6 protein-coding genes are annotated in these 12,657 nt (G+C 73.5%); 3 read left to right on the plus strand and 3 right to left on the minus strand.

What is annotated here, in order from left to right; all coding sequences use genetic code 11:
• Positions 1–360: 360 nt before the first annotated feature.
• Positions 361–7,680, minus strand: coding sequence for a hypothetical protein (locus MKK69_RS10650; protein ID WP_243967775.1), 7,320 nt, complete (start codon positions 7,678–7,680; stop codon positions 361–363).
• A gap of 299 nt (positions 7,681–7,979) precedes the next feature.
• On the opposite strand from MKK69_RS10650, the gene MKK69_RS10655 reads away from it, so the two are divergent.
• A complete protein-coding gene (locus MKK69_RS10655; RefSeq protein WP_243967783.1) occupies positions 7,980–8,300 on the plus strand; it encodes an Hpt domain-containing protein in 321 nt (106 codons plus the stop codon).
• A gap of 135 nt (positions 8,301–8,435) precedes the next feature.
• Complete coding sequence (locus MKK69_RS10660) at positions 8,436–8,756, plus strand: 2Fe-2S iron-sulfur cluster-binding protein (RefSeq protein WP_243967776.1); 321 nt, start codon at positions 8,436–8,438, stop codon at positions 8,754–8,756.
• 182 nt (positions 8,757–8,938) lie between these two features.
• Here MKK69_RS10660 and MKK69_RS10665 read toward each other — a convergent pair whose 3' ends face one another.
• On the minus strand, positions 8,939–10,114 hold the full coding sequence (locus MKK69_RS10665; protein ID WP_243967777.1) for a vWA domain-containing protein: 1,176 nt from the start codon (positions 10,112–10,114) through the stop codon (positions 8,939–8,941).
• Positions 10,115–10,449: 335 nt separating this feature from the next.
• On the opposite strand from MKK69_RS10665, the gene MKK69_RS10670 reads away from it, so the two are divergent.
• Positions 10,450–10,857: a hypothetical protein gene (locus tag MKK69_RS10670; RefSeq protein WP_243967778.1), complete on the plus strand. Its 408-nt coding sequence runs from the start codon at positions 10,450–10,452 to the stop codon at positions 10,855–10,857.
• Positions 10,858–10,914: 57 nt separating this feature from the next.
• Here MKK69_RS10670 and MKK69_RS10675 read toward each other — a convergent pair.
• On the minus strand, positions 10,915–12,657 hold a 1,743-nt coding region (locus MKK69_RS10675), incomplete at its 5' end, for a cation:proton antiporter (protein WP_243967779.1).

A 12,657-nucleotide genomic window follows, 5' to 3' on the forward strand; every position in this document is an offset into this window, starting at 1 on the left:
CCATTCTGCACCGTCGCTCCCCTCTCCCGCCCCCCTTCGGGGGCCACCCTCCCCCGCAGAGGGGGGAGGGAAACGCGGTGAACATCGTAGCCCGCACGGCAGAAGGGACCCGCGCCCCGTCCTGTGCCCGAGTAGCCCGGCTCGATCCGTGAAGCCGCAAACCCGAAAGGCGGAGGGGAAACACGCGGCTTTTTCACGATGTTACAGCCATGGATCGTGATCCATGCACCCAGCCCAAACACCTTGAAAGGGCTGCTTCCAGAGCCGGTCCCGGTCGCGCTGCGAAGGGGACCGGCTCTGGCTCCTTGTTCGAACGGGCTCTCCTAAGCCGAACCGGCATCCACTGCGGCGGACAGCACGCTACGCCCCGTCGAAGCGCCCGCTGGCATGGGCCAGTATCGTGTAGACCTTGCCGGTCTCGGAGGTGAGATAGGCGTCGGTCCGCTTGGCGTCGCTGTCGTTCTTGACCACGTCGCCGAGCAGGCGCTCGAACTCGCTGACGTAGCGGTCGACGCTCCGGCGGAACTCCGCATCCGCCCGGTAGCGGCGCTGAATCTCCGTGAAGGTCGTCCGGCCCTGGGGCGTGTAGATCCGCGGATCGAACAGGTTCGGCTCGCCGCGCCGGTAGCGCTCCCACAGGTCGACGGCGGTCCGGTGCTCGATCATCTTGGCGATGTCGGTCGAGATCGTGTCGAGGGCGATCCGCCCGGTCTCGGCGGCGGCCACCGGGGTCCGCCGTCCCGACGGCGCGGCGGCGGCCAGCGCCTCGGCGCCCGGTTCGGCCTCCTGATCGTCGTCCAGCGAGGCGCGGGTCAGCAGGTCGGACAGCCAGCCCCGCTTGTCCCCGGCCTGCGCAGGGCCGGCGGGGCGGGCCGGGGCGGCCGTGCGCGGTGCCTCGATCCGGGCCGCCTGACCGGCCGCCGCGGGCCGCGACCGCGCCTGGGGAGCAGGCAGCGTCAGGGGTGGCATGGCGGGGGGTGCCGACGCGAAGGACGGAGCCGGTGCAGGAGCCTGGATCGCGGCCTGGGTCGCGGCCTGGGCGGCCGCAGGCACCACGGCGGCCCGGCCGCCGCCCTCGGCGACCCGCCGCTGGGCCTGCGGCTGGGCGACGTCCACGGAGCGGCCGGAGCGGGAGACCAGGGTCGAGAGCTCGTTGAGCGCCTTGATCTGGTCCGCCACCACCCGGCGCATCTCGCCCGTGGCGTCCTGCGTCTCGCGGGGCAGGTCGAGCACGCCCTTGGCGAGTTCGGCGCGGGTCGCGTCGAGTTCGCCGCGGATCGAGCCCGCCATCTCGCGCAGCGCCGAGAAGGAGTCGCCGAAGCTGGCCTGGGCCTCCTGGAAGCCGCTGCGCATCTCCCGGGACGCCTCCTCGATGGCCTGCCGCACGCCGTGGGCGGCCTTCTCGCCCTCGGCGCTGGCGCTGTCCTTCAGGTCGGCGAAGGCGCTCGTCACCGAGGCGCCGGCGCCCTGCGCCGTCCGGGTCAGGGTCTCGCCCACGCTGCGGGCGCGCTCCTCGGCGGCGCGCAGCGTGCGCTCGATCGTCTGCGCCAGGGCGTTGCCGTTCTGCTCCAGGGCGGCGGCGCGGGCCTCGAAGGTGGCCAGCGCCTCCGTGAGCGCCGTCTCGCGGCCCGACAGGGCCGAACCCAGCCGCTCCTCGATGGCGGCGAGCGAGGCCGCCGCCCGGTCGAGGGTGGCCACATGGGTGACGGTCTGCTCCCCGAGCGAGCGGCCCCGGTCGTCGAGGGTCTCGGCCAGGCGGGACGCCTCGCTCAGGGCCCCGTCGGCGGCGCCGCGCAGGGCCTCGACCTGCGCGGAGACACCCGCGCTGGCTCTTCCGGTCTCGGCGGCGATGCGCTGCAGCGCCCCCTGAACCTGCTCGATCCGGTCCGCGAGGCTCCGCTCGACCGCGCCGAGATTCGTGTCGGCCCCGGCGACCAGCTCGCCGAGCGCCGCGTTGGCGGTCTCGATCCGCTGGAGCAGGGTGCCGAGTTCCCGGCCCATCCGGTCGTTGGTCTCGAACAGCTCCGACAGGGTGCGGCCCGCCCCGTCCTCGACGGCGGCGCGCAGCAGCTCGGCCGAGGCCCGCGACTGCACGGCCAGCTCCTCGGTCCGCTCCCGCAGGCTCTCGGCCAGGGGCAGGCCGGTCTCGGCGAGGGCCCGCTCAATGGCGTCGGCCCGATCGGCCAGGGCATGGGACAGGTCGAGCATCGGCCCGTCGATGGCGGCCCGCAGGCGCTCGACATGCCCCTCCAGGGTGTCGCCGACCGCGCGTCCGCTGTCGTCGAGGCCGGCGAGGAGGGCACCGCCCCGCTCCTCGATGGCGCGCACCAGGACCTCGGCGCTCTCGGCGAGGCGGCGGGACAGGGCCTCGCCGCGGGCGTCCACGAGGGTGCCCAGGGCGTTGATCCGCCGCTCGAATCCGGCCCCGAGGGCCTCCGTGCGGTCGTCGATCAGGCCCGCCAGGGTCGCCTCGCGGCGGCTCAGCGTCTCGGCCAGCGCCGCGTTGTGGGCGTCGACCTGCTCGGCATGGGCCCGCGCCCGCTCGTCGAGGGCTGCCACGAGAGTCGCGGTGCGCTCGTCGATCAGGCCCGCGAAGGCCTCGTGGCGGTCGTCGAAGGCGTTGGCCAGCGTGTCGGCGCGCTGCGCCACCAGGGTCGCGAACAGCCGCATGCGGCTGTCGATCCGCTGGGTGAAGGCGTCGGCGCGGGCATCGACACCGCGGGCCAGGGCCTCGCTGTGCGCCTCCACGGCCTGCGCCAGGGCCGCCGCGCGGCCCTCCACGACCCCGTCGAGGTCGCGCAGCCGGGTGTCGAACACCTCGACCAGTGCGCCGGTGCGGCCCTGGGCGGCGTCGATCAGGGTCCGGCTGCGCTCGTCGAGCAGCCCCTCGATCGCCGCGCGCGCCTCCTCGAAGGTCGTCCGCAGGGCCTCGATCCGCGTATCCACCCGCTCGGACACGTCGCGGCCGGTCCCCTCGACGATCGCGCCGAGGCGGCCCTGCACCCGCTCGAACAAGAGCTGCAATTCGCCGGTCCGCTCCTTGAGGAGCTCGGCGAGCTGGCCCTCGCGGGTCTCCAGCAGGCCGGCGATGGCGGGATTGACCTTCTCGATGGTCGCCTGGAGCGCCTGCGTCCGGTGCTCGATCGTGCCGGCGATCTGGCGGCCGCGGGTCTCCACGAGGCGGTCGATCTCGCCCTGCGCCCGCTCGAACAGGCCCTGGAGGTCCGAGAGCCGGTTATCCAGCAGGTCCGCCAGCTGGCCGGGCGCCGTGTCGAGGATCGTGCGCAGACCCTCGGTCCGGGTCGCGATGGCGTCGGCGACCTCCTGTCCACGCCCGTCCACGAGGTCGCGCAGGCCGGTCTGGGCCTCCTCGAACAGGGTCTGGAGGCGCTGCGTGCGGGAATCGAGGGTGGCGGCGAGCTGGCGCTCGCGGGTCTCCACCAGCGCCGAGACGGCGGCGGGGGCCTCCTCCAGCACGCTGCGCAGGGACTGGATGCGCGCGTCGACCGAGGCGGTGAAGCGGCCACCGCCGTCCTCTACCACGGCGTCGAGGGCCGACTGGGCCTCCTGGAACAGGGTTTTGAGGGACTGGGCCCGCTCGCCGAGGGTGTCGGCGAGGCGGTTGCCGCGCCCCTCGACCAGGGTCTCGAGGTGGCCCAGCCGCTCGTCGAACAGGCTGCCGAGCTGCCGGGTCCGGTCGTCCAGGGCCCCGGTCGCGGTGCCGAACGCACCGTCCAGGGCGGCGACCAGGGCCTGCCCGCGGCCGTCCAGCGCCGCGTTGATCGGGCCCATGCGGCCGTCGAGGGTGGCGGCCAGGGTGCCGGCGTGATCGTCCAGCATCACGCGGATCTGGTTGGTGCGGTCGTCGAGCAGGGTGTGGACCGTGCGCACGCCGTCGTCGAGCAGGCCGCTGATGTCGGCGGTGCGGCTCGACAGGGTGTGGCCCAGGCGGCCCTCGCCGGCATCGAGCATGCGCTCGGCATCCGCGATGGTCTGCTGGAGCTTGGCCAGGACGCTCTCGCCGCGCTGGTCGATCAGTTCGGCCAGCGACGTGCCGCCGCGGTCGAGCAGGCGGGCCAGTTCGGTGATCCGGCCGCCGATCGCCCCGAACACCGCCCGGCCCTTCTCGTCGAGCTCGCCCGACACGGCGGCGATGCGCTCGTCGATGAGGCGGCCGAGCAGATCGGCGCGCTCCGCGAAGGCGGCGCGCACGGCCTCGGTGCGGGCGGCCAGCGTCGCGTCGGCGCTCTCGGTGCGCTCGTCCACCAGCCGCACGAGGGCCTCGGCGCGGCCCGACAGCGACGCCTCGAGGCCCGTGGTGGCCGCCTCGATCGTGGCGGTCAGAGCGCGGACGCGCTCGGCCATGGCGCCGTCGAGGCCGCCGGTCCGGTCCGCGACCATCGCCACGAGGTCGCGGGTCCGGCCGGCCAGTTCCTCGTCCACCGCGCGGGTACGCGCCTCGATGAGGCGGATCGCCTCGAAGGCCTGGACGCCGAAGCTCTCGTCCACGAGGCGGGCGCGCTCGTCGAGCGTGTCGGCGATCGCCTGCAGGCGGCCGATCACGCCGGCATCGAAGTGGCCGGCACTCTCCTCGATCCGGCGGGCGATCTCGCCCGTGTGCCGGGCGATGTCCTGCCCGAGCCCGGAGGTGCGCCCATCGAGCATCTCCACGAGGCCGCGGTGGCCGTCGGCCACGATGCGCGCCATCTCGTCGGTGCGCGACCGCAGGGCCTCGTCCATCGCGGTGGCGCGGCTGCCGAGCTGGCCGTCGATGTGGCTGACGAGGTCCGCGACGGCCGCGCCGATCTCGGCGGCCCGCTGGGCGGAGCGCTCCTCCAGCCCCCCGAGATGGGTCTCGATCAGGCTGCCGGCCTCGCGGGCCCGGGCCGAGATCGTCTCGGCCACGGCCTGGCCCCTGCCGGTGATGAGCCGGTCCATCTCCTCCAGCCGGGCGCCGACGGTCTCTCCGAGGGCGGCCGTGTCGCGGCCGATCCGGTCGGCCAGGATGTCGCCGCGGGCGATGGTCTCCTGCAGGGTGGCGAGGCGGCTTCCCAGCGTCTCGTCGATCGCCCGGACCCGGCCGTCGGCGGTCTCGGCGAAGCGCGCGCCGGTCTGGCTGAGGGTGTCGGCGATGCGGGCGCCCTGACTCGCCACGGCGAGCACGATGTCGCGGCCGGTGCCGCTGATCCGGGCCTGGGTCTCGTCGGCGTGGCTGGCCAGCAGGCCCGCGACGCTCCGGCCGTGCTCCCCGAAGGTGGATTCCATCGCGCCGATCTGGGCGGCGAGGTCGTCCGAGATCGCCCGGGCGGCCTCGGCGAGGCTGCCGGTGGCGTTGCCGGTGCGGGCGGAGAGCTCGCGGTTGAGATCGTCGAGGGCGGCGCGGACGGCCGAGACCGCCTCTGTGCCGCGGGTCCCGAGATCCGTCCCGGCGCGATCGGCGGCTTCGAGGAACCGGGCCATGAGGGACGCGGTCTCGGCCTCGACGGTGCCGGCGACCTCCGCGGAGGCGGTGCGCAGGGTCTCCAGGGTCGCGGCCAGCCGGGTGGCGGCGTCGCGGGCCTGTGCCTCGGCGGCGGTGCCCGTCCGCTCGGCGGCGGCGGCGAGCGCCTCGGCCGCCTCCTCGGTCCGCGCCGCCAGGGCGGCGGCCGAATCCGCGATCCGATGCTCGAAGGCCCGGACGGCCTCGAGGGTCCGGGTCTCGACCGCGCCGGTGGCGGCCTCGGTCGTCCCGTGCAGGGCGGTGGTGGCCTCCTCGGCGCCGCGCCGGAGCGCCGCGACCGCCTCGGCCGCGCGTCCGTCGATCTCGCCGGACAGGCCCTCGACCGTGCCGCGCAGGGACTTGACCGCGGAGGCCGCCCCCGTCTCGAAGCCCTGGCCCAGCGCCGAGAAGGCGGCCTCCAGGTTGGCCGCGACCGCGTCGGTCCGCCGCGCGATGCCGCTTCCGGCGCGCTCGGCCGCCGCGGCGACGCGGTTCTCCAGATCCGCCGCCCGCACCGTCACGGTCTCGTCGAGCCGCGCCGCGATGCCGTCCATCCGGTCGGCGACGCCGCCGCCCCGCTCGGCGAGGGCCTCGGCGATCCGCTCGGCGGCGCCGAGCAGGTCGTCGCGAACCGCGCCGGCCCGGGCCGTCAGGGTCTCGCCGACGCCGCTGGCGGCGAGCGCCAGGGCAGCCTGGGCGTCGCGCCCGCGCCCCTCGATCGTCTCGGCGACCGCCAGGCCCGCGCTCTCGATCTCGCCCCGCAGCGCCGTGCCGCGGCCGGCGATGTCCTGCGTGAGGGCCGTCCCGGTCTCGGCGAAGCGCGCCGTGATCTCGGCACCCATCGCGCCGAAGCGGTCGGTCAGCTCGGATCCGCGCGACAGGAACACGGTCTCCAGCCCGGTCGCCGAACGCTCGAAGCTCTCGCGCACCGCGCCAGCCTGGCGCTCCAGCGCCGCGCCGACCCGCGCACCGGTCTCATCGAGACTCCGGGCCAGGGTGCCGGCATTCTCGGACAGACGGCCCGCCAGGGCGGTGCCGGCGGCCTCGAAGGCGCCGGTCGCCTCGCCGGCGTGGCCCTGGAACGTGCGGGTCAGGCTCTCGCCGACCTCCTGGAGGCTGCCGCGCACCGCGTGGCTGGTGGCCGTGAGATTGTCGATGAGGTCGCTGCCGCGGGCGTTCATCAGGCCGACGACCCGGTCGCCGGCCTCGCCCAGGGAGGCGGTGATGGCGGCGCCGCGGGTCTCCAGGGCCCCGGTGACGCGCTCACCCGCGCCATTCACCGCGGAGACGATCCGGTCGGAGGCGCCCTCCAGCTCCTGGCTCAGGCTCTGGTGCGAGCCGGTGATGGCTGTCCGCACCCGGTCGGCATTGGTGACGATGGCCTCGCGCTGGGCCACCAGCTCCTCGACGAGGGAGCGGATCCGGATCTCGTTGTCGGAATAGGCCCGTTCCAGCGTGGCGATCTCGCCGCGCACCAGGGTCTCCAGCTCGCCGGCCCGGGCGAGCGCCCGCTCGACGCCGTCGCCCACCGCCGCCACCTCCCGGCGCACGGTCTGCGACATGGTCAGGACCGCGTCGGTGGAGAAGCTCTCGGGCTCGGCCAGCCGCACCGCGACCTCGCCGACCGCGCGGGCGACGAGGCGCATCTCCTGGGCGCGCACCGCCAGCATGGCGGCGATGACGAACAGCACCACCGGGCCGAACAGGGCCGCGGCGGCGACGCTCGCCTGGAGGGCCGAGAGCCCCGCGACGACGCCGCGCAGGTCGCCCTCGGACTTCGTCCAGGCGATCAGCACGAGGGCGCCGATCCAGGCGAGGCCGGCGGCCAGCGCGAACAGGTAGGGCTTCGGCGAGGAGCGGACCCGGAGGGTCTGCTGCAGGATGCCGATGTTGCGCCGGTCGTCGTTGGCCACGAGCGAGCGGTCGGGGGGCAGGAGGCCGCCCTCGCGGCGCGGGCGCTCCAGGCCGGGCGGGGGCAGGTCGGAGGCGAGCGGCGGGTCGAGGTCGAGGCGCGGCGGCATGGTCCGCCCGACCGGGTCGAGGTTCCCGTCGAGCAGCGGATCGGCGTCACCGACATCGGGCAGGCGCGGCTCGGCGCGACCCTCGGGGCCGGTCGGCGTCAGGGCGTCGAGGTTCAGCGCCTGCTCGATCGCAGAGAGCGCGGCCTCGGCCGGATCCTTCAGCTTCTTCTCGGTCGCCATTCAACGCCTCGTCACACGGGATCACCGGCACCTGGGGAGGCGGATGCCGGAGACGCAACGCCCCGTTTACCATTACAATATTAGACCTGGGCAGCGATTGCCGATACCCGAGCCTCCGGCCGGCCCCAGAAAACGTTAACCGAATGGTTACCGACCCTGCCGCTCACCGCCTCCGCATCCTGCCGCACGGGAGGGGTCCGGCGCGATCCCCAGCCGGCGAATCGGGGGGTGAATTGTGTGGATCAGACCCGCAATCCCCGAAGAACACCGAGTCCGGGAGCCCCGGCATGCCGCCGATCATGCCGCCGATCGACCGCGCGGCGCTCGACGCCCAGACCGGCGGCGATGCCGACCTCGCCCGCGAGGTTCTGATGCTGTTTGCCGGCCAGTGCCGGTCGATCCTGCCGCGGCTCACCGACCCGGCCCTCCCGCGGGGTGAGCGCGCCGACCTCGCCCATACCCTGAAGGGCTCGGCCGCGGGGGTCGGCGCCACGCGAATTCACGCGCTGGCGGATGCCGCGGAGACGCGCCTGCGGGACGGCGGCGGGCCGGTGCCCCTCGACGACCTCGCGGACGCGGTCGCGGCGGCGCTCGCCGCGGTCGCCGTCTGGCACCCCTGACGGGCCCGGCCGCGATGCGGCGATCGAACCGGGATCGGCGTCAATTGCCGCGCTTGCATTCCGAAGTTTCAGCCGCCAAGCAGTCACGCCGCCCGTTGGACTGAATGCGCCCGACGCGAGCCCGGAGCCCCCAGCATGCCCAAGATCACCTACGTCGACCACGCCGGGACGGAGAGGACCGTCGAAGGCAGTGTCGGCGCGACCGTGATGGAGACGGCTCTGCGCAACAACGTGCCGGGCATCGACGCGGAATGCGGCGGCGCCTGCGCCTGCGCGACCTGCCACGTCTACGTCGGCGACGCGTGGATCGAGGTGGTCGGCAAGGCCCAGGACATGGAGCAGGACATGCTCGATTTCGCCAGCGACGTGCGCGACAATTCCCGCCTGTCCTGCCAGATCAAGATCACCCCGGCGCTCGATGGGCTCGTGGTGACGACGCCGTCCCAGCAGGGCTGATCCGGCTGCGGTTCCGGTCGGTTCCGCCGGCCTGCCTCTAACACGCCATCGCGCGTGCAGCGAAGCGACCCGGGGCAGCGTGACGTCGGCGGGCATGGTACCGCTGGGCGGGTTCGCTGCGCTCGCAAAGGCGGCGGCAGCGGGCGCTCAGCGCCGCGACGGCGGCACCAGGAAACGGCGCCTCACCGCACCAGCGCCCGCGCGGCCGCATCGAGCCCCTCCAGGGTGAGCGGGAACATCCGGCCGCCGACGAGCCGCTGCATCATCCCGACCGACTGGGTGTAGCCCCAATGCGTCTCGGGCACCGGGTTCAGCCACGCCGTCTTCGGGAAGTGATCGAGGAGGCGCTGCATCCACACGGCGCCGGCCTCCGCGTTCCAGTGCTCCACCGAGCCGCCCGGTGCGGCGATCTCGTAGGGGCTCATGGAGGCGTCGCCCACGAACACCACCCGGTAGTCGCTGCCGTAGGTGCGGATCACGTCCAAGAGCGGCGTCTTCGCCTCGTGCCGGCGCCGGTTCTCGGTCCAGACCGCCTCGTAGGGGCAGTTGTGGAAATAGTAGTGCGCGAGGTGCTTGAACTCCGAGCGCGCCGCCGAGAACAGGGTCTCCGCCTGCTCGATGTGCCAGTCCATGGACCCGCCGACATCGAGGAACAGCAGCACCTTCACGGCATTGCGCCGCTCCGGCCGCAGCTTCACGTCGATATAGCCCTGGCGGGCGCTCGCGCGGATCGTGCCGTCGAGATCGAGCTCCTCGGCGGCGCCGGTCCGGGCGAAGCGGCGCAGGCGCCGTAGGCCAAGGCGCATCGTGCGCGCGCCGATCTCCCGGTCGTCGTCGAGGTCCTTGAACGCACGCTTGTCCCAGACTTTCACCGCGCGGAAGTTGCGGTTGCCGTCCTGGCCGATGCGGATCCCCTCGGGATTGTAGCCGTAGGCGCCGAACGGCGAGGTCCCGCCGGTGCCGATCCATTTCGAGCCGCCCTGATGGCGCCCCTTCTGCTCGGCCAGCCGCTGCTTCAGGGTCTCGAACAGCTTGTCCCAGCCGAGCGCCTTCAGTTCCGCCTTCTCGGCCTCGGTCAGGTACTTGTCGGCGATCCGGCGCAGCCATTCCTCGGGGATGGCGGTGGGCTCCACCGCCTCACCCAGGGTCTCCAGACCCTTGAACACCGTGCCGAACACCCGGTCGAACCGGTCGAGATGCGACTCGTCCTTCACCAGGGCCGTGCGCGACAGGAAGTAGAACGCCTCGACCTCGTGCCCGGCGAGGCCCCGGTCGAGGGCATCGAGCAGGGTCAGGTACTCCCTCAGGGAGACGGGGACCTTGGCGTCCCGGAGGGCCGTGAAGAACTGCAGCAGCATCCGCCAAGAACGCGCCAGCCGGCGGCGCGGGTCAAGTCCAGGCGAATCGGAGTCACTTGGACCAAGCTTGGCAGGACTTCCCGGACCGGATTCCGAATCTTCAGCGATGGTCGACAAGATTCAGCGCCGCGTCACCGGTCGATTCCGACGCCGCGCGGAGTCTCTCCGGACACTCACGCCGCAGAAGCTGGGTATAAGTCATCGAATCTGTTGATATGTGCCGCCGGACGCCTCGTGCGGTCACTCATTCGGTCATGGGAATCGCTCAACTCGAAGGATCGAGTGTGTGCGGACGCGGCCACGCGGACCGGACAGGGCAAGCGAGGAGACCTGCGATGGCGGTCATCCTGCGGAATCTGACGGATTTCAAGCGGTTTCTCGGGAAGCCGGGCGCGACGATTCAGTTGGTGCGCAACACCTTCATGGACCGTCAGCCGGAGGCGACCCGGGAGGGCTACCGCGACAAGGGCATGTACGCGCCGCGCGCCGTGCAGGCCCTGTCGCGCAAGGCCGCGGTGTTCACCCTGCGGGGCTATCCCGGAACGGTCTGGCTCTACTGGGACAAGGGCGCGCGGGGCTGGCGCTTCTCCGGGGACACCGTGACGGTGCCGCTGGTCACCGGCCTCGGGCCGGCGGACGAGCTGGTCTACCGCTGCAGCTTCGCCGACGGGTTCGAGCCGGCGCAGCGCAACCGCGTCGTGCGGCGCCCGAAGCTCGCCGAGGCTCATCCCGCTCCGGCCTGAGGCCAGCCGCGCCGGACGAGGCCCGCGCGGCGATCCCGGGCCGGACGGGCCCCGGGCTCACGCCTCCTGGCCGGCCGCCTCCTCCCGGCGCCCGGGCTCCCGCTTCACCGCGGGCTTGCCCAGGGCCTTCCCGACGGTGCGCCGCGCCCGGAAGATCGGCTTCGCCTCGTTCTCGCGCTTCTTGAGGAGGGCCCGGTACTCGTCCCGCCGCTCGTGGATCGACGCGATGACGAGACCCATCGGCACGCCGACATCGACCAGCACCGCCTCGGACAATTGCAGGGACGCCTCGATCGTCTCCGGCACCGCGTCGTCGACGCCGAGTTCGTACAGCGCCGTGGCGTGGCGGGCGTCGCGGGCCCGGGCCACGATGGTCAGGTCCGGCCGCTCGGCGCGGGCCGCCGTCACCGCCGCCTCGACGGCCCGGGGATTGTCGAGGGTCACCACGAGGGCCCGGGCCGAGGCGATGTCGCAGCGGCGCAGGATCTCGGTGTTTCCGGAATCGCCGAAGAAGACCGGCGCGCCGGCACGACGCTGCTCGGCCACCCGGGCGGGGTCGGAATCGAGGGCGAGATACGGGATCTTGTGCCGCTCCAGCATCTCGCCGACCTGCCGGCCGACGCGGCCGAAGCCCGCGACGACCACCCGGTTCTCCACCCGGTCGGGCAGCGGTTCGGTCCCGGCGGCCGCCCGGGCGTTGGCCGTCGCCCGCAGCTTGAGCCGCCGGCCGATCGCTGCGAGCCCCGGGATCATGATCATCGTGACGGTGGTCACCACCAGGGCGGCGGATCCGACCTCCTCGGGCACGAGGCCGGTCGCCATGGCGCCGCCGATCAGCACGTAGGCGAACTCCCCGCCCGGCCCGAGCAGCAGCGCCGTCTCGATCGCCACCGGCCGGGGGATCTTCATCACCGGGGCGGCCATCACCACCACGGCGGCCTTGATCAGGACCAGCGCCAGCGACAGGCCCAGGATCGCGCCGGGCGTCGCCATGAGCTGGGCCGGATCGAGGTTCATGCCCACCGAGACGAAGAAAACCCCGAGCAGCAGACCCTTGAACGGGTCGATGGTCGCCTCGATCGCCCGGCGATACTCGGTCTCGGCCAGCAGAAGCCCGGCCACGAAGGCGCCCAGCGTCATCGACAGGCCGCTCGCCGCCGCGGTCAGCGCCGTGCCGACGATGACGAGCAGGCAGGCCGCCATGAACAGCTCGGTGGAGCGCGTGCGCGCCACGAGCTGGAACAGCGGGCGCAGGGCGAGGCGTCCGGCGATCACGATCAGCACCAGCGCGATCGCCGCCTGGCCCAGAGCCATGGCGAGCGCCCAGCCCTTGTCGCCCCCGTCGTCGCGGCCGAGCACCGCGATGGCGAAGAGGGCCGGCGCCACCGCCAGGTCCTGGAACAGCAGGACCGCGAAGCTCGCCCGGCCGGTGGGCGCGTTGAGCCGCTTCTGCTCCGCCAGGACCGGCAGCACCACGGCGGTCGACGACAGGGCGAGCCCGATCCCCACGATCACCGCGCCGGCCAGCGGCACGCTCAACCCGTAGAGGATGATCGCGAGGACGAGGGCGGAGCAGCCCACCTGCAGGGAGCCCAGGCCGAAGACGAGGCGGCGCAGGATCCTGAGGCGCTCCCAGGACAGCTCGATCCCGATCATGAACATCAGGAAGATCACGCCGAACTCGGCGAGATGCGCGATCTCCGTGCGGTTGCCGATGGTGAAGAGGTGCACGTAGGGATGATCGTCGGCGAAGCGCCCGAGGCCGTAGGGTCCCAGCAGGGCGCCGGCGCCGATGAAGCC

It is taken from the genome of Methylobacterium sp. J-026 (assembly GCF_022829585.1).
Classification (GTDB): domain Bacteria; phylum Pseudomonadota; class Alphaproteobacteria; order Rhizobiales; family Beijerinckiaceae; genus Methylobacterium.